Source organism: Pseudarthrobacter sp. Pseusp20 (genome assembly GCF_059492155.1).
Map to the genome: position 1 here is coordinate 1514766 of NZ_CP168521.1, position 17158 is coordinate 1531923.

The window sequence follows — 17158 nt, forward strand, 5'->3', positions numbered from 1 at the left end:
TGGCCTGTACGGGCATGCAGGAAATCGGCCGTCATGAGTACCCTCCGCGGCATCTGTGCATTCCGTCCCGGCGCGCGGGCGCCCGGGTCCAAACGACCCACAATCCTCCGCTGGCGGCTGGTTAGGCTGGAACGAGAGATCAGTCGGGCCCAGCCATTTCAGATGGACGGGGATACAGAAGGTGGTAACGATGCTGCTGTCCGTCCTGCAGGCGAACGCCGTGGTCCTGGACGTCGAGGCCAACCTTCGGACCATCGACGACGCCGCCACCCGGGCTGCCCGTGCCGGTGCCCACCTGCTCCTGACGCCGGAGCTTTTCCCCGTGGGCTACGCCCCGCTGCGGGTGCGCGGCGACCTGGACCCGGCAACCTTTCCCGCTGTCCGCGAACGGCTGGCTGATATCGCCCGCCGTAACAGGATTGCCCTTGTCTACAGCCTACCCGCCGAAGCGGCTGGGGACGGTGCGGGCGCTGGGGTCGCCGGCAGCCCCGCGTGGCACATTACAGCGACCCTGGTTGATGCCACGGGCACCGAACTCCTCAGGTATGCCAAGGTGCATCTGTTCGGCAATGAGGAACGCAAGGCGTTCGTGGCAGCCGCGCAACCTCCCGCCGTCGTGGATTTCGAGGGTGTCCGCACCTCCCTGCTGATCTGCTACGACATCGAGTTCCCCGAGGCCGCCCGGGCAGCGGCGGCCCGCGGCGCGGAACTGCTCCTGGTCCCCACTGCCCTGTCGGCCGGTTACGACGCCGTGCCCCAGGTACTCATCCGGGCGCGGGCGCTGGAAAGCCAACTTTATGTTGCCTATGCCAACCACTGTGGGGTCGAGGACGCCTACACTTTCGGCGGCGGAAGTGTGGTGGCGGGACCCGACGGCAGGCTCCTCGCCGAAGCAGCGGACACCCCTGCAGTGCTTTTCGCGGAGATAGGCCCTGATGCGGTGCGCGCAGCCAGGGACGAGGTGCCGTACCTGCGGGAACGCCGGCCGGAGCTTTACCGGGAGTGGGAGGCCGGCCTGGCGCGGGAAGCAGGCCAGCAGGGCGGATAACCGCCTTCAGGCGCCGTTTCCCGCCGCCCCGCCGGTCAGCCCTTCGGTGTACTGCAGCGCAATCCAGAGCTCAGCCCGCACCTGCGCCTGGTTCAGGTCCATCCCCAGCATGTCGGCAATGACGCCGATCTGCCGCCGCACGCTGTTGCGGTGCAGCCCCAGCAGCTTGGCGGAACCATCCCAGCTGCCGTTTTCGCCAAGCCAGCCACGCAGGACGGCCAGCAGCGGATCGCGCCGGTCCGGTTCGAGCGCCAGGACAGGATGCAGGAGCCGCTCGGCCAGCAAGGTTCCGGCCTCACGGCCCAGCAGGCCCGTGACCGACCAGGACACCTCGTCGGCCCGCAGGCTCTGTCCACTTCGCTGGACCCGGCTGCGCAGGGACGTGGCCCGTTGGTACGCGGCGGGAAGGCTGGTCAGCTCGGTGGGTTCGCCGATCACCAGGCGCCAGCCGAGCCTCTCGACGTCGGCAAGCAGCGCGTCGTCCACCTTGAGCCGGGTCAGCGCGGCGAACCCGTAGTCGGTGATCTCCACCAGCTTGGTGTCGAACATGCGCCGCCACTGCAGCAGTTCCCTGACGGGGCTGTCTCCCGCCGGCCACTCCGGGGCATCCACCTTGACGCCTTGAAGCACGCGGATGGGCGCGGACCGGGTGGAAGACAGGCTCTGCGCCAGCAGGTCCTTGAGCCCGTTGACGTGCTTGCTCCCGCCGGTGGTGAGGCTCTCGGGGTGCAGCAGGACGGCGGTGGCCAGCTGGCTGGGGGCGAGCGAGCCACTGGTTCGCTGCCGGACCAGCAGCTCCAGTAGTCCGACGGCGGACTGGACCACGTTGTTCTGGGCGGGGGTCAGCGGATCGTCCGAGCCCAGGATCAGGGCACCGAGGTTGGCGTCCCTGGTGCTCCGCAGCGGATGGCCCACCACCAGCGCCGAGCCGGGCTGGTCAAAGCCGTCCATTTCCACCCGGGGGCCACGGCCGGACAGCAGCCGTTCCAGCATGGGTTCCAGCAGGGAAAGTTCGACGGCGGTGCTGCCGCCGGCGCTGGTGCCCCGGGCCCGGACCCGGCCGTCCGCTCCCACCATCACGGCCCACACGGGCACGCGCTGGACCAGCGCAGCCAGTAGTTCGTGCTCCGGTTTGGGGGAGAGGACGGCGCGCATGAGCTGCCGGTTGGTCTCTGCCAGCTGCCGGAAGACCCTGGCGTTGTCGGTTTCCAGGAGCTGGGAAAACTGCAGGCCGATCGCCGCGAAGGGAAGCGACTCGGGCACCTCGAACAAGGTGAGGTTGTGCCGCCGGCACGCGTCGAGGACCACCTCCGGGACGGCGTCGAAGTACGGCCTGATCCCGAAGCCCAGGGCCGCCACCTTGGCCTCCACCAGCCGGCGGACATAGGCGTCCACGCTAGCGGGTGATCCCCCGTCACCAAGGAAGGGGAGGCCGGCGGTGAGCAGGAATTCCCCCTCCGGAAGGTAGGGCGTGGGGTCCTCCAGCTCACTGGGCTCAACCCACCGCAGCAGCCGGCCGCCGCTGCCGCCGTCGTGAAGCATTTTCAACAGCGGCGGCAGCTGGTCGAGGAACTGCTGGAGGGTGACGAAGCTCAGCCGTCCTGACGTGGCCGGCTCAGCGGACATCATGTGCATTAAGTCTCATGGTGGATCACTATAAGTCATTTTGCACCGCGCTGAGAGTTGGCTCACATGCCAACCTTGGGAAGGGGAAACCGACAACTACTCTGAAGGGACGTCAACGGTGACTGTGCCTGTGACCACCGAAAAAACTCTTGTGCCAAGCGGCGTGCGGCCCAGCCTCCGGACACAGCTGCTGCGCCGTAAACCGATCGGCCAGATGGTCAGTGAGGCCGGAACAGGCCAGGACGGCACTGGACTGGTTCGCAGTTTCGGCGTCCTCCACCTGACCATGATCAGCGTGGGCGCCACCCTGGGGACCGGCATACTGGTGATCCTTGGCGAGTCGGTTCCGTTGGCTGGCCCGGCCATCTGGATCTCGTTCGTCATCGCCGGCCTGGCCGCGCTGCTCTCAGCGGTGTCCTACGCCGAAATGGCCGGCCTGGTCCCCGTCGCGGGCTCCAGCTACTCCTACTCCTACGCCACCATGGGCGAGGGGATGGCCTGGATCTGCGGGTGGTGCCTTGTCCTTGAATACGCCGTCTCCGTCGCTGCCGTAGCTGTGGGGGCAGGGCAGTACGTCAACGAGGCGCTGGCAGCGTTCGGCCAGGTGCTGCCCGATGCCATGTCGCAGCCGCCCGGGGACGGCGGACTGGTGAACATCCCAGCGGTGGCCATCGTGGTGCTGGCCATGGTCCTGCTGGTCCGCGGCGCCCGTGAAAGCGCCTGGATCAACACCGCCGTCGTCATCATCAAGATCGGCATCCTGCTGTTCTTCTGCGCTGTTGCCTTTACCGCCTTCAACGCCGGCAACTTCGAACCGCTCCTTCCCATGGGTGCCGCAGGTGTGTCCGCGGCCGCTTCCCGGGTGTTCTTTTCCTACATCGGTTTCGACGCGGCATCCACTGCGGGCGAAGAGGCCAGGAACCCCAAACGCGATCTTCCCCGCGCCATCCTGCTGTCCATGGTGATCGTCACCAGCATCTACGTCCTCGTGGCCGTCGCCGCCATCGGTGCCCGGCCCTGGGGCTGGTTCGACGGCACCGAAGCCGCCCTGGTCCAGATCCTGGAGGAGACCACCAACCAGCCGTGGATCGCCTTGGTCTTTTCGGTCGGCGCTGTCCTTGCGATCGCCAGCATCGTGCTCACGGTCCTGTATGGCCAAACCCGCATCCTGCTCTCGATGTCCCGGGACGGCCTGGTGCCCGAGGTCTTTGGACGCGTCTCCGCCCGGACCGGCACCCCGGCCGCAGGAACCCTGATTGTCGGCACCGCCGTCGCACTCACCGCGGGCCTGGTCCCGCTCGGCGCCCTCGCCGATGCCACCAGCATCGGAACCCTGTTCGCCTTCGCGCTGGTCAATGTCGCCGTCATCTACCTGCGGCGCAACCGGCCGGACCTCAAGCGAAGCTTCCGGGTGCCGCTGTATCCCTTGACTCCCGTGCTGGGCACGCTGATGTGCGCCTACCTGATGGCCAACCTTGGAGCCGATACCTGGGTTGTCTTTGGTGCCTGGATGCTGGTGGGGATCGCCATCTACTTCGGCTATGGACGCCGGAACTCGAAGGTAGCGGCTCTCAGTGAGCTCGACTACCGTGAACTGACCGCCAAGGCCCCACGCCAGGAACCTGTGAAAGCAGAACTATCATGACAACCGCAACCGAACTGCCGGCCTTCGACCCCTCCAGCACCTCAGCGGCTCCCGCAGACGCCGCCGGACGGGGCATCGCCGGAAACGCGGCCCCCATCACCATGCTGAACCCCGACTTTCCGTTCAGCTACGACCACTACCTGGCCCACCCCGATGGCCTGGGTTCCGTCCCGCCGGAGCTTTACGGCACGGAAGTTGCCGTCATCGGCGCCGGCCTCTCCGGCCTGGTGACCGCCTATGAACTGATGAAACTGGGACTGCGGCCCGTGGTCTATGAAGCGGACCAGATCGGCGGGCGGCTCCGCACCGCCGCCTTCCCCGCAGCGCCCGGAGTGGTGGCGGACCTGGGCGGGATGCGCTTCCCGGTGTCGGGCAAGGCCTTCTACCATTACGTGGACCTGCTGGGCCTGGAGACCCAGGAGTTCCCAAACCCCCTCGCCGAGGCCACGTCCAGCACCGTGATCGAGCTGGCCGGCAAGAAGCACTATGCGGAGAAGCCGGGCGACCTTCCGCCGTTCTTCCGCGAGGTGGCCGACGCCTGGAAGGCCGCGGTCAATGACGGCGCTAAGTTCGTCGAAATGCAGGACGCCATCCGGGCCCGGGACATGGCCCGCATCAAGGACCTCTGGAACGAACTGCTGCCGCTCATGGACGAGCAGACCTTCTACGGCTTCATCGCAGCCAGCGAGTCCTTCAAGAAGGCAGGCTTCGCCCACCGCGAGGCCTTTGGCCAGGTGGGGTTCGGCACCGGCGGCTGGGACACCGACTTCCCCAACTCCATACTTGAAATCCTTCGCGTGGTCTACACCGACGCGGACGACCAGCACCGGCTGGTCCGCGGGGGAGCGCAGCGCCTGCCCAAGGCACTCTGGCAGCACGCGCCGTCGGACATGGTGCACTGGCCCGCCGGCACCTCCCTTTCCTCGCTGCACTCCGGATCGCCCCGCGGTGCCGTGGGAAGGATCAGCCGCGACCCGGACGGGAACCTGCGGATCCGTGAACGCTGGGGCCGCGAGGCCAGCTATCCGGCGGTGGTGACCACCTGCCAGTCCTGGCTGCTGTCCACCCGGATCCACACGGAGGAGGCCTTGTTCCCGGCCGAGCTGTGGACCGCGATGGAGCGCTCGCACTACATGCAGTCCTCCAAGACGTTCGTCATGGTGGACCGGCCGTTCTGGAAGGACATCGACCCGGACACCGGCAACGAGGTCCTGTCCATGACGCTGACCGACAGGCTGAACCGCGCCACCTACCTGCTGGACAACGGCCCTGACCAGCCCGCCGTCATCCTGCTCTCCTACACCTGGAACGACGACGCGCTGAAGTGGCTGGCCCTTGACGCCGACGAACGCGTGGAACTGATGCTGCACTCGCTCGAACAGATCTACCCCGGAGTGGACATCGCAGGGCACATCGTGGGCCAGCCCATCACCGTGTCCTGGGAGGCGGACCCCAACTTCATGGGTGCCTTCAAAGCCAACCTCCCCGGCCACTACCGCTACCAGCAGAGGCTGTTCGCCCACTTCAAGCAGGACAAACTGCCGGAGTCCCAGCGCGGCATCTTCCTGGCCGGCGACGACGTCTCCTTCACCGCCGGCTGGGCGGAAGGCGCCGTCACCACGGGGCTGAACGCGGTGTGGGGCGTGGTGAAGCACCTGGGCGGGTCCTCCGCGCCGGGCAACCCCGGCCCGGGCGACCTGCTGGACGAGTTCGGGCCCATCAGCCTGGACTGATGTAGGCCGGACTGGGTCAGGCGTGGAGCTCGCGGTGTTTCGCCGCGAGTTCCACGTAGCGCGCCGCATTGGCGCGGACGCCGTCGAACTCTTCATCCGTGAGTTCGCGGCGCACCTTGGCGGGCACGCCCGCCACCAGCGACCGGGGCGGAACCACCGTTCCTTCAAGCACGACGGCGCCGGCCGCCACCAGCGAGCCGGCGCCGATCACGGCGCCGTTGAGGACGGTGGCGCCCATGCCGATCAGGCAGTCGTCCTCCACCGTGCAGCCATGGACGACGGCGGCGTGCCCCACGCTGACCCGTTCGCCCACCGTGCAGGGGAAGCCGGGGTCGGCGTGCAGCACCACGTTGTCCTGCAGGTTGCTGCCGGCACCCACGGTGATGGCCGCGGTGTCGGCGCGGACGGAGACGCCGTAGAAGGCACTGGAATCCGGTCCCAGGCTGGCGTTGCCGATGATCGAGGCCGACGGGGCTACGAACGCTGAGTCATGGACAGCCGGGGAATTTCCGGCGAAAGGGTACAGAGGAGCCATGGCTTCACCCTAAGCCACCCCTGCACCCAACTGACTCGCAGTAGATGCCGTTTTGAGGCCCCAAAACGGCATCTACTGCTACCTAGTTGAAGAGCGCGTCAGTTGAAGACCGCGTCAGTTGAAGACCACCGTCCGGTTGCCGTCCAGGAGCACCCGGTGCTCGGCGTGCCACTGCACGGCCTGGACCAGCGTGCGCCCCTCCACGTCGCGGCCCATCTGCACGAACTGCTCAGGGGTGCGGGCGTGGTCCACCCGGATGACTTCCTGTTCGATGATGGGCCCCTCATCCAGGGCGGCCGTCACATAGTGAGCCGTGGCACCGATCAGCTTCACGCCGCGGGCATGTGCCTGGTGGTACGGCTTGGCGCCCTTGAAGGAGGGCAGGAACGAGTGGTGGATGTTGATGGCCTTGCCGGTCAGCTCGGTGCAGAGTTCATCGGAGAGGATCTGCATGTAGCGGGCCAGCACGGTCAACTCGATATCGTGCTCCGCGATGATGGCGCGCAGTTTGTCCTCCGCCTGCACCTTGGTGTCCTTGGTCACCGGGATGTAGTGGAAGGGGATGCCGTAGAACTCGGCCAGCCCGGCGAGATCCTGGTGGTTGGACACAATGGCGGGAATCTCAATGGGCAGGGTGCCCGAGCGCTGCTGGAACAGCAGGTCGTTGAGGCAGTGGGCAGAAGTGCTGGCCATAACCAGGGTGCGCACCTTGTCGCCAACAGTATTGAGGTTCCACTGCATGGAGAAGGCCTCCGCCACTGGCTCCAGCGCGGCACGGAGCTCCGACTTGGGGGCTGCCGTGGTCACCTCAACGCGCATGAAGAAGTTCCCGGTTGAAGGGCTGCCGTACTGCTGCGAATCCGTGATGTTGCACCCCGCCACCAGCAGCGCTCCGGCCACCGCGTGGACGATTCCGGGACGGTCCGGGCAGGACAGGGTTACAACGTACGCTTGGTTCAGCTGCTCTTCATTCACGCGTAATAGCCTACCCGCGCCGGGGGCGCCGGTTTTGGTAGGCTGGGATGGTCGCAACTGGCGTTGGGTGGCTAACCACCAGGGAGCGGCAATCACGAAGACCACGGATCGTACGCCTGGGCCGAGGGTCATGTTTTGCCGGAAATGGGGCTGCACCCGCGTCAGCGCAGCAGCGCCATGCCGAGCTTTCACGCCCTGTCATCAACGCGGTGCGAAAGTGCGCCACCCGGTAGCCTGACCTAAGCAGTGCCCATATCCCTAGCCAGGAGTTCTCCGTGACTACTACAGCCACCTCAACCACAGCCGTGAGCAACCAGCCGTTGGCTGAGCTCGATCCCGAAATTGCAGCAGTGCTGGACCAGGAGCTCGGCCGCCAGCGCGGCACCCTGGAAATGATTGCCTCCGAAAACTTTGCGCCCCGCGCCGTGATGGAAGCCCAGGGCTCCGTCCTCACCAACAAGTACGCCGAGGGCTACCCGGGCCGCCGCTACTACGGCGGCTGTGAATACGTCGACATCGCAGAGCAGCTGGCCATCGACAGGGTCAAGGCACTGTTCGGCGCCGAATACGCCAACGTCCAGCCGCACTCCGGCGCGCAGGCCAACGCCGCCGCCCTCTCCGCCATGATCACCCCGGGCGACAAGATCCTGGGCCTTTCCCTGGCCCACGGCGGGCACCTGACCCACGGCATGAAGCTGAACTTCTCCGGCAAGCTGTACCAGGTGGCCGCCTACCAGGTTGAGGAAGACACCTTCCGCATCGACATGGACAAGCTCCGCGAGCAGGCCATCGCCGAAAAGCCGCAGGTCATCATCGCCGGCTGGTCCGCCTACCCGCGCCACTTGGACTTCGCTGCCTTCCGCTCCATCGCCGATGAGGTTGGCGCGCTGCTCTGGACCGACATGGCGCACTTCGCCGGACTGGTTGCCGCCGGACTGCACCCGAGCCCGGTGCCGCACTCCGACGTCGTCACCTCCACCGTGCACAAGACCCTGGCCGGTCCGCGCTCGGGCGTGATCCTCGCCAAGGAGCAGTGGGCCAAGAAGCTGAACTCCAGCGTCTTCCCGGGCCAGCAGGGCGGCCCGCTGATGCACGTCATCGCCGCCAAGGCCGTGGCCTTCAAGATTGCCGGCACGCAGGAATTCAAGGAGCGCCAGGAGCGCGTCCTGGAAGGCGCCCGGATCATCGCCGACCGCCTGAACCAGGCCGACGTGTCAGAGGCCGGCGTCTCCGTCCTCACCGGCGGCACGGACGTCCACCTGGTGCTCGTGGACCTTCGCAACTCGCAGCTGGACGGCCAGCAGGCAGAAGACCTGCTGCACTCGGTGGGCATCACCGTCAACCGCAACGCCGTGCCGTTCGACCCCCGCCCGCCGATGGTCACCTCCGGCCTGCGCATCGGCACCCCGGCCCTGGCCACCCGCGGCTTCGGTGCCGCCGAATTCACCGAGGTGGCCGAGATCATTGCCACCGCCCTCAAGGCAGGCACCAGCACCGACGTCGAGGCCCTGCAGGCCCGCGTGGACAAACTGGCAGCCGACTTCCCGCTCTACCCGCAGCACGAGCAGTGGTAACCGATGGCTGAAACCACAACCGCACAGATCCTTGACGGCAAGGCTACCGCCGCCGCCATCAAGGCCGAGCTGACCGAACGCGTGGCCGCACTCAAGGCCAAGGGCGTCACGCCCGGCATCGCCACTGTGCTGGTGGGAGCGGACCCCGCCTCGCAGCTGTACGTGTCCATGAAGCACAAGCAGTCCGAGCAGATCGGGATGAACTCCATCCAGCGTGAGCTTCCGGCCGATGCCACGCAGGAACAGGTGGAGGCCCTCATTGACGAACTCAATGCGGACCCGGCCTGCCACGGCTACATTGTGCAGTTGCCGCTGCCCAAGCACCTGGACACGGACGCCATCCTGGAGCGCATCGATCCCGCCAAGGATGCCGACGGGCTGCACCCCACCAACCTTGGCCGGCTTGTGCTGAACGTCAACAACAAGATCACCACGCCGCTGCCGTGCACCCCCCGCGGGGTCATCGAGCTCCTGGAGCGCAACGGATACAGCCTGGCAGGCAAGCACGTTGTGGTGGTGGGGCGCGGCGTCACGATCGGCCGCTCCATCGGCCTGCTGCTCACGCGGCGCGAGGTGAACGCCACTGTGACCCTGACCCATACCGGGACCAGGAACCTGTCAGAACTGCTGCGGCAGGCGGACGTCATCGTGGGCGCGGCCGGTGTGAAGCACATCGTCAAGGCCGCGGACGTAAAGCCGGGCGCGGCGGTGCTGGATGTCGGCGTTACCCGCGAGACCGATCCGGACACCGGCAAGAGCCGCGTCTACGGCGACATCGATCCCGCCGCCGCCGATGTGGCCGGCTGGATTTCGCCGAACCCCGGGGGCGTCGGTCCCATGACCGTGGCGCTGCTGATGACCAACGTGGTGGAGGCCGCCGAACGCGCGGCAGCCAACGCGCACTAGTCCCCGGCACTAAGCGCACGACGGCGGCACGGTACCTTCCGCAGGGAAGGCGCCGTGCCGCCGTCGTCCGTTTCAACGTAACTGCAAGCACACTTCCACCTGCGCCGCGCCTCCACTAGTCTGCACAGGTGCACAACCACGCCCTTACCCCCTCCGGCACGATGACAGGGGGCCCGCCGTCCGGCACCGTCATCTCCGCCGAAAACCTGGCCAAGACCTACGGCGACGTGGCCGCCGTGGACGGCATCTCGTTCACCGTGCAAGCGGGGGAGTCCTTCGGCCTCCTGGGGCCCAACGGGGCGGGCAAATCCACCACCATGAAGATGATCGGCGGCGTGACCCGCCGGTCCGCCGGCCGGCTCACCATCATGGGCCTGGACCCGGACACGCACGGACCCGAGGTACGCGCCCACCTGGGCGTGGTTCCGCAGCAGGACAACCTGGACGAGGAACTCCGCGTCCGCGACAACCTCCTGGTCTACGGCCGCTACTTCGGCCTGCCCATGAGCTACCTCAGGCCCAAGGCCGATGAACTGCTGGAGTTCGCACAGCTGACGGACAAAGCGAGGTCCAAGGTGGACGCGCTCTCCGGCGGCATGAAACGCCGCCTGACCATCGCCCGTTCACTGATCAACGAGCCGCAGATCCTGCTGCTGGACGAGCCCACCACGGGCCTGGATCCCCAGGCCCGGCACATCCTGTGGGACCGCCTGTTCCGGCTCAAGGAGCAGGGCGTCACGCTGATCCTCACCACCCATTACATGGATGAGGCCGAGCAGCTCTGCGACCGGCTGATCGTGGTGGACAAGGGCCGGATCATGGCTGAGGGCTCGCCCGCGCAGCTGATCCGCGGGCATTCCACCCGGGAGGTGGTGGAACTGCGGTTTGGTTCCGAGCGGAACGCCGCAATCGCGTCCCGGCTGGAAGGCATCGGGGAACGGCTTGAGGTGCTGCCGGACCGGGTGCTGATGTACGCGCACGACGGCGAGTCAGCCCTTGAGCAGGTGTCGGCCCGCGGCCTGAGGCCGCTGACATCGCTGGTCCGGCGGTCGTCGCTGGAGGATGTGTTCCTTCGGCTCACCGGCAGGAGCCTCATTGACTGATAGGCAGGCGTCCGGGCGGCAGCCGACCGGAGGGCAGGCAGGGGCCGCGCAGCCGGGCGGCCTGCGCGCGCATGCGCCGGCGGTTTCGGCGGCAAGGGCGCGGCGCTGGGGCTCCTTCTACTATGCCGAGCAGGTGCTCCGGGTGATGAAGGGTTACAGCTGGTCCATCCTGATGTACAGCGTGGGCCAACCGGTGGCGTACCTCTTCGCCATGGGGGTGGGACTGGCCACCCTGGTGGATACCGGCAACGCGGCCTTTGGCGGCGTGTCCTACCTCGCCTTTATCGCCCCGGCGCTGCTGGTGTCCGCTGCCGTGATGACGGCAGCCAACGAGTTCACTTTTCCCATCATGGCAGGGTTCAAATGGCGCCGGGTCTACTACGGCCCGCACGCCTCGCCGCTGACGCCGCAGCAGATCGCCGCCGGGCAGGTCATGGCCGTGACGCTGCGCCTGGTGCTGCAGTCGGCCATCTACTTCGCGGCCGTGGCACTGTTCGGTGCCTCGCCGTCGGGCTGGGGCTGGGCCGGGATACTGGTGGCCACCCTGACAGGGCTGGCCTTCGGGCTGCCGCTGATGGCATATTCCGCATCGATCACCGAAGACAAGGGGCAGTTCGCACTGGTGATGCGGTTCATCGTGATGCCGCTCTTCCTGTTCTCCGGGACGTTCTTCCCGCTGGACAACCTGCCGTTGGCGGTCCGCTGGGTGGGCTGGATTTCGCCCATCTGGCATGGCACCGAACTGGGCCGGGTGCTCAGCTTCGGATACCGCGAACCGGCGATCCTCAGCGTGCTCCATGCGGCCGTCCTGGCGGCGTTGGCAGTCACCGGCTGGGTCCTGACGCGGCGCCGGTTTGCCCTGAGGATGGGCCAGTGAGCACATTTTCCGGTCCCGCCGGCGCCTCCCGGAGCGCCGCGGAGCAAGCCCGCAGCCGCACTTTCGGGCCTCTTTATTCAGGCAATGCCAGGGCAGTCATTGCCCGTGGGCTGATGGCCACACGGAGCACCAACTGGCTGGTGATGCTGTCCGGGTTCTTTGAGCCGGTGCTGTTCCTCCTTTCCATGGGGGTGGGACTGGGCGCCATCGTTGGCAGCGTCCAGGGACCCAACGGAACCACCATCAGCTATGCGGCCTACATCGCACCGGCACTGCTGGCCGTCTCCGCGATGAACGGCGCCGTCTATGACTCCACCTGGAACGTCTTCTTCAAGATGAACTTCGCCAAGATCTACCAGGGCATGCTGTATACGTCCCTGGGCCCGCTGGACGTGGCGCTTGGCGAGATCTTCCTGGCCCTGCTGCGGGGGATGCTCTACGCCACCGGCTTCACTGCGGTCATGGGCATCATGGGACTGATCACCACGCCCTGGGCACTGCTGATGATCCCCGCCTCGGTGCTGATCGCCTTTGGGTTCGCCAGCCTGGGCATGGGCATCACCAGCTTCCTCAAGACCTTCCAGCAGATGGACTGGATCAACTTCATCCTGCTGCCCATGTTCCTGTTCAGCGCCACGTTCTACCCGCTCAGCGTCTACCCACAGCCCATCCAGTGGTTCATCCAGGCCATGCCGCTCTGGCACGGGGTGGAACTGCTGCGGCAGATCAGTGTGGGCACTTTTACGGCTGCCACGCCACTGCATGTTGGCTACTACCTGGTGATGACCGCCGTCGGCATGCTGCTGACCACGCTGCGCCTGCGGAGTTTGTTCCTGAAATAGCCTGCCCGGCCAGCTGCCCTGTTCGCCGGGGGTGGAAGGCGGCGGGAGCACAGTCCGCCGTTTGAGACAATGGCTGCATGCGAACTTTGGGCAGCTCCTCGTCATCTTCCAAACCCGCCCGGGGCGGTTTTTCCATGTTCCGGATCAGCGGGCCGGGCCTGATGGTCCTGGTGACGGCGTTCATTGTGGCCGTGATCTTCGCCGCAAACCAGAACGACGTGGTGGGCTGGGTTGTCGCCATCATCGCCGCCTTCTGGCTGGCACTGGCTGCGTTCGTGGTCTTCAGCATCCAGCGGGCCGCCAGGAAAGCGGGCGCAAAGCTGTCCGAAGCCCAGAGCGCCTTCAACACCGCCACCGGCCGCGTACCGGCCCGCACCTCCGCCGACCACGGCGGCACCCGGGTGGTCTACGAACGTTCCGAGGCAGACGAGGTGCGCGACCTGAAGCTGGACCATTCCTTCAAGATCGTCCAGGTGCAGGTCCGCGTGGTGGAGGAGGAGCGGGCCAAGGGCGCCGCCGCCAACCAGGACACGATCAACCGCGCCCTTGAAACCATCGAGATCACAGCCACCAACGCCCGGGACATGATCAAGTCCTCCGGCGGCAGCGGGGAGCCGGTGACCGGAACCATCATCGACTAGAGTGGAGCGGGTGAGCTCGGCATTGAACAAGGACCACCTTCGCATCGCATCCGTCAACGTAAACGGCCTCCGGGCTGCCTACAAGAACGGTATGGCGGCCTGGCTTGAGCCGCGGGAAGTGGACATCCTCTGCCTGCAGGAGGTCCGAGCCCCTGACGCCGTCGTCCGGCAACTGCTGGGGGAGGACTGGCATATCCTGCACGCGGAAGCGGAAGCAAAAGGCCGTGCCGGCGTCGCCATTGCCTCCCGCCAGGAGCCCCTGGCCACCAGGAACGGCATCGGGGACGACTACTTCGCCACCGCCGGGCGCTGGGTTGAAGCCGACTTCCGCGTCCCCGACGCCGCAGGGAACCCCGTGCAGCTCACGGTTGCCAGCGCCTATGTGCATTCCGGTGAAGTGGGGACGCCCAAGCAGGATGACAAGTTCCGTTTCCTGGACGTCATGAGCACCCGCCTGCCGGAACTGACCAAGCACAGCGACCACGCCCTGGTGGTGGGCGACCTCAACGTGGCGCACACCCCCCGTGACATCAAGAACTCCAAGGGCAACCTCAAGAAGGCCGGGCACCTGCCGGAGGAACGTGCCTACTTCGACCGGTTCTTCGGTGAGGAGATCGGCTGGCATGACGTCCACCGGACCCTGGCCGGGGATGTCGACGGGCCCTACACATGGTGGTCCTGGCGCGGCAAGGCATTCGACAACGACACCGGCTGGCGCATCGACTACCACATGGCCACCCCCGAACTGGCGGCCTCCGCCATTTCGGCTGTCGTGGACCGTGCAGCCTCCTGGGACACCCGCTTCTCCGATCACGCCCCGCTGGTAGTGGATTACCAGCTCTAAGCCCGAAAGTTTTCCATGACCAGCCAGACTTCCTCCACTGCCAAGAAGCGCATCCTTTCCGGCGCCAAGCCCACCGCCGACTCCCTGCACCTGGGCAACTACATCGGTGCCGTGCGCAACTGGGTGGACATGCAGGCGGAGTACGACGCCGTCTTTTTCATCCCGGACCTGCACGCCATCACGGTGGACTTCGACCCCGCCGAGCTGGCCAAGCGGACCCGCATTGTGGCTGCCCAGTACATCGCGGCCGGCATCGACCCGGACAAGAGCATCTTCTTCGTCCAGTCCCATGTTCCCGAGCATGCGCAGCTTGCGTGGGCGCTGAACTGCATTACCGGGTTTGGCGAGGCTTCCCGGATGACCCAGTTCAAGGACAAAACCCAGAAGTCCGGCGCGGACTCCGCAACACTGGGCCTGTTCGCCTACCCCACCCTGATGGCCGCGGACATTCTCCTGTACCAGAGCGACCTCGTGCCCGTCGGCGAGGACCAGCGGCAGCACCTGGAACTGACGCGGAACCTGGCGCAGCGTTTCAATACCCGGTTCGGCCACACCTTCACGGTTCCGGAGGCCACGATCGTCAAGGAAAGCGCCAAGATCTACGACCTCCAGAATCCCAGCGCCAAGATGTCCAAGACGGGGGAGTCGCCCAACGGTGCCATCCAGCTGCTGGAGGATCCCAAGATCGCAGCCAAGCGCATCAAGTCGGCAGTGACCGACGCCGGCACGGACATCCGCTTCGACCCTGAGGAAAAGCCCGGCGTGTCCAACCTGCTGACCATCTACTCCTCGCTGACGGGCAAGTCCGTGGCGGAGCTTGAAGCCGAGTACCAGGGCAAGATGTACGGCCACCTCAAGGTTGACCTCGCCGAAGTTGTGGTGGACTTCATCACCCCGCTGCGCAACCGGACCAATGAGCTGATGGCAGATCCCGCCGAGCTTGACCGGCTGCTGGCCCTTGGCGCTGAGCGGGCCCGCGAGATCGCCTCCGTCACCCTGGCCCAGGTCTACGAGCGCATGGGCTTCCTGCCGTCCCTCAGCCTCGCGGGAGTCCGCTAGCGCCATGTCTTCGGGAAAAGTCACCGCCAGGGGAGGTGCCTGCTCTGCCGGCCAGGTGGAGCAGACCCTGGCTGACCGCTTGGGAGACCAGCCAGGCCGGAATGCGGCGGCGAACCATGAGGTGGCCCGCAGCGAAGAGGTCAGCGTGGGCGTCATCCTGGGCTTTCCGGCAGACATCGCCGAAGAGCTGCAGCGCTGGCGGGCGTCGTTCGGTGACCCGCTGGCGGACGTGGTACCGGCCCACATTACGCTGGTCACCACCACCCCCACCCAGGACTGGGAAGCGACCCTCCGGCATGTCCGCGAAGTGGCCCGCTGCCAGAGCCCGTTCATGGTGACCATCGCCGGGACCGGAACTTTCCGGCCCGTTTCCCCCGTAGTCTTCATCAATGTGGAGGACGGGTTCGAGCACTGCGTGGACCTGCACCGCAAGCTCCAGCAGGGCCCACTCCACCGTGAACTGCCCTTTGCCTACCATCCGCACGTCACCATCGCCCACGACGTCGCCCCGGAAAGCCTTGACGAGGCCGAAACGGTGCTGAAGAACTACAAGGCCACCTTCCCTGTGGTTAGCATGGGACTCTACGAGCACGATGCCGACGGCATCTGGCAGCTACGGGAAGAGCTGGACTTTGGGACCGAAACTGACAACAACGCCGGCACCCGGTTCACGGACGCTGCCGCGGACACCCCAACCGACGCAGGGTAACCAGCAGCCGCTGCCCACCGAGCAGGCCAGGCTGAAGCTGGAGGTCATCCAAAAGCGGATGGAATGGAACCGGGCGCGCAGGTCCGGCAAAAAATTCGGTGCCCTGATGGCCTTGGTTCAGTGGCTCACCGCCCGCCTGAACGTCCTGCGCCCCATGCGCGCCTTCCGGCACTACACCCTCCACTACGGGCCGCTGATGAGCGCCGGCATCGGCTTCAACATGTTTTTCTCCGTCACAGGCCTGCTGGCCACCGGCTTCTCCATCGCCGGGCTGGTCCTCAGCGGCCAGCCGGCGCTGCTGGACACCGTTATCGGCAGCGTGGCCGCCAGCGCACCGGGCCTACTGAAAGTCAACGGCGGACCGGGGCTGGTGGACCCCAAGGACATGCTGGATCCCAACGGCCTCGGCTGGACCGCGGTCATCGGTGCGCTGGTAACAGTGGTCACATCACTCGGTTGGATCAACGGCCTCCGGGACGGCCTGCGCGGCGTCCTGCAGCTGCCGCCGCTGATCGTCAATCCCATCGTGATGAAGCTGCGCGACGCCGGAACCCTGCTGCTGCTGGGCGTGGCCCTGGTGATCAGCGGCGGTGCATCGCTGGTGTTCGGCACGCTGGCGGGTTGGGTAGCGGACTTCCTGCACCTCAGCGACGCCTTGGCCGGCCCGCTGACCACCTCCGTCAAAATCGTCGTCCCGCTGGTCCTGAACTGGGTCACGGCGCTGATCATGTTCCGGTTGGCCGCGGGGCTCAAGCTGTCCCGCCAGGCACTGGTCGAAGGCACCGTCCTGGCCGCCGTGGGCACCACCATACTGCAGATCTTCAGCACTGAACTTCTTGGCGGGGCCAGCCGCAATCCCATCCTGGCGCCGTTTGCCATCATCATCGGCCTGCTCATCTGGTTCAACCTCGTCAGCCAGGTCTACCTTGTCTCGGCAGGATGGGCAGCCGTCCGTGAAGCGGACCTGGAGTCGGACGCTCCTCCGCGCAAGACGATCCTCGGCGCACGCCGAACCACGCCCCAAACCTGACGCGCGCCCGG

The 17158-nt window shown here is 66.5% G+C and carries 16 protein-coding genes and 1 riboswitch; of the genes, 13 read left to right on the forward strand and 3 right to left on the reverse strand.

Annotated elements, in window-relative coordinates; genetic code table 11:
• Nucleotides 1–190: 190 nt before the first annotated feature.
• Complete coding sequence (locus ACEN9K_RS07130) at nucleotides 191–1048, forward strand: nitrilase-related carbon-nitrogen hydrolase (protein WP_495635471.1); 858 nt, start codon at nucleotides 191–193, stop codon at nucleotides 1046–1048.
• Between the two features lie 6 nt (nucleotides 1049–1054).
• On the opposite strand, the gene ACEN9K_RS07135 is transcribed toward ACEN9K_RS07130, so the two are convergent.
• Nucleotides 1055–2674, reverse strand: coding sequence for a PucR family transcriptional regulator (locus ACEN9K_RS07135; RefSeq protein ID WP_495635688.1), 1620 nt, complete (start codon nucleotides 2672–2674; stop codon nucleotides 1055–1057).
• 214 nt (nucleotides 2675–2888) lie between these two features.
• On the opposite strand from ACEN9K_RS07135, the gene ACEN9K_RS07140 reads away from it, so the two are divergent.
• A complete protein-coding gene (locus tag ACEN9K_RS07140; protein WP_315898342.1) occupies nucleotides 2889–4319 on the forward strand; it encodes an amino acid permease in 1431 nt (476 codons plus the stop codon).
• Nucleotides 4316–6052 (forward strand): flavin monoamine oxidase family protein, encoded by a 1737-nt coding sequence (locus ACEN9K_RS07145; RefSeq protein WP_495635472.1) that lies wholly within the window; start codon nucleotides 4316–4318, stop codon nucleotides 6050–6052. Before ACEN9K_RS07140 ends, ACEN9K_RS07145 begins: the two co-directional genes overlap by 4 nt.
• 16 nt (nucleotides 6053–6068) lie before the next feature.
• On the opposite strand, the gene ACEN9K_RS07150 is transcribed toward ACEN9K_RS07145, so the two are convergent.
• Together ACEN9K_RS07150 and purU are read right to left on the reverse strand one after the other, a co-directional pair.
• Nucleotides 6069–6587 carry a gamma carbonic anhydrase family protein gene (locus ACEN9K_RS07150; protein WP_018770233.1) on the reverse strand — a complete coding sequence of 173 codons (519 nt, stop codon included), beginning with the start codon at nucleotides 6585–6587 and terminating at the stop codon, nucleotides 6069–6071.
• Between the two features lie 114 nt (nucleotides 6588–6701).
• The gene (gene purU / locus ACEN9K_RS07155) at nucleotides 6702–7562 is read right to left on the reverse strand and encodes a formyltetrahydrofolate deformylase (RefSeq protein WP_142068086.1); all 861 of its coding nucleotides are present in this window, start codon (nucleotides 7560–7562) and stop codon (nucleotides 6702–6704) included.
• 43 nt (nucleotides 7563–7605) lie between these two features.
• A riboswitch (ZMP/ZTP riboswitch) is annotated at nucleotides 7606–7691 on the forward strand.
• 146 nt (nucleotides 7692–7837) lie between these two features.
• On the opposite strand from purU, the gene glyA reads away from it, so the two are divergent.
• The 10 genes from glyA (at nucleotide 7838) to ACEN9K_RS07205 (ending at nucleotide 17147) form a co-directional block, all read left to right on the forward strand.
• Entirely contained in the window at nucleotides 7838–9136 is a 1299-nt protein-coding gene (gene glyA, locus ACEN9K_RS07160) for a serine hydroxymethyltransferase (RefSeq protein WP_018770231.1), read from the forward strand.
• 3 nt (nucleotides 9137–9139) lie between these two features.
• Nucleotides 9140–10042, forward strand: coding sequence for a bifunctional methylenetetrahydrofolate dehydrogenase/methenyltetrahydrofolate cyclohydrolase (locus tag ACEN9K_RS07165; RefSeq protein ID WP_018770230.1), 903 nt, complete (start codon nucleotides 9140–9142; stop codon nucleotides 10040–10042).
• Nucleotides 10043–10203: 161 nt separating this feature from the next.
• On the forward strand, nucleotides 10204–11145 hold the full coding sequence (locus ACEN9K_RS07170) for an ABC transporter ATP-binding protein (RefSeq protein WP_495635689.1): 942 nt from the start codon (nucleotides 10204–10206) through the stop codon (nucleotides 11143–11145).
• Complete coding sequence (locus ACEN9K_RS07175; RefSeq protein ID WP_495635473.1) at nucleotides 11138–12022, forward strand: ABC transporter permease; 885 nt, start codon at nucleotides 11138–11140, stop codon at nucleotides 12020–12022. Before ACEN9K_RS07170 ends, ACEN9K_RS07175 begins: the two co-directional genes overlap by 8 nt.
• Nucleotides 12019–12864, forward strand: a complete 846-nt coding sequence (locus ACEN9K_RS07180) for an ABC transporter permease (protein WP_495635474.1) — start codon at nucleotides 12019–12021, stop codon at nucleotides 12862–12864. The genes ACEN9K_RS07175 and ACEN9K_RS07180 overlap by 4 nt, the downstream gene beginning before the upstream one ends.
• Nucleotides 12865–12941: 77 nt before the next feature.
• Nucleotides 12942–13505, forward strand: a complete 564-nt coding sequence (locus ACEN9K_RS07185) for a hypothetical protein (protein WP_134164567.1) — start codon at nucleotides 12942–12944, stop codon at nucleotides 13503–13505.
• 10 nt (nucleotides 13506–13515) lie between these two features.
• Nucleotides 13516–14349: an exodeoxyribonuclease III gene (locus tag ACEN9K_RS07190; protein WP_495635475.1), complete on the forward strand. Its 834-nt coding sequence runs from the start codon at nucleotides 13516–13518 to the stop codon at nucleotides 14347–14349.
• A gap of 15 nt (nucleotides 14350–14364) precedes the next feature.
• Nucleotides 14365–15408: a tryptophan--tRNA ligase gene (gene trpS / locus ACEN9K_RS07195; protein ID WP_018770224.1), complete on the forward strand. Its 1044-nt coding sequence runs from the start codon at nucleotides 14365–14367 to the stop codon at nucleotides 15406–15408.
• A gap of 4 nt (nucleotides 15409–15412) precedes the next feature.
• Nucleotides 15413–16117 carry a 2'-5' RNA ligase family protein gene (locus ACEN9K_RS07200; RefSeq protein ID WP_081620213.1) on the forward strand — a complete coding sequence of 235 codons (705 nt, stop codon included), beginning with the start codon at nucleotides 15413–15415 and terminating at the stop codon, nucleotides 16115–16117.
• Nucleotides 16118–16175: 58 nt separating this feature from the next.
• Nucleotides 16176–17147 carry a YihY/virulence factor BrkB family protein gene (locus ACEN9K_RS07205; RefSeq protein ID WP_186447786.1) on the forward strand — a complete coding sequence of 324 codons (972 nt, stop codon included), beginning with the start codon at nucleotides 16176–16178 and terminating at the stop codon, nucleotides 17145–17147.
• Nucleotides 17148–17158 lie beyond the last annotated feature (11 nt).

Coding starts and splice junctions, on each gene's coding strand:
- ACEN9K_RS07130 (WP_495635471.1), top strand. CDS start 191: ATGCTGCTGTCCGTCCTGCAGGCGAACGCCGTGGTCCTGGACGTCGAG.
- ACEN9K_RS07135 (WP_495635688.1), bottom strand. CDS start 2,674: ATGTCCGCTGAGCCGGCCACGTCAGGACGGCTGAGCTTCGTCACCCTC.
- ACEN9K_RS07140 (WP_315898342.1), top strand. CDS start 2,889: ATGGTCAGTGAGGCCGGAACAGGCCAGGACGGCACTGGACTGGTTCGC.
- ACEN9K_RS07145 (WP_495635472.1), top strand. CDS start 4,316: ATGACAACCGCAACCGAACTGCCGGCCTTCGACCCCTCCAGCACCTCA.
- ACEN9K_RS07150 (WP_018770233.1), bottom strand. CDS start 6,587: ATGGCTCCTCTGTACCCTTTCGCCGGAAATTCCCCGGCTGTCCATGAC.
- ACEN9K_RS07165 (WP_018770230.1), top strand. CDS start 9,140: ATGGCTGAAACCACAACCGCACAGATCCTTGACGGCAAGGCTACCGCC.
- ACEN9K_RS07170 (WP_495635689.1), top strand. CDS start 10,204: ATGACAGGGGGCCCGCCGTCCGGCACCGTCATCTCCGCCGAAAACCTG.
- ACEN9K_RS07185 (WP_134164567.1), top strand. CDS start 12,942: ATGCGAACTTTGGGCAGCTCCTCGTCATCTTCCAAACCCGCCCGGGGC.
- trpS (WP_018770224.1), top strand. CDS start 14,365: ATGACCAGCCAGACTTCCTCCACTGCCAAGAAGCGCATCCTTTCCGGC.
- ACEN9K_RS07200 (WP_081620213.1), top strand. CDS start 15,413: ATGTCTTCGGGAAAAGTCACCGCCAGGGGAGGTGCCTGCTCTGCCGGC.
- ACEN9K_RS07205 (WP_186447786.1), top strand. CDS start 16,176: ATGGAATGGAACCGGGCGCGCAGGTCCGGCAAAAAATTCGGTGCCCTG.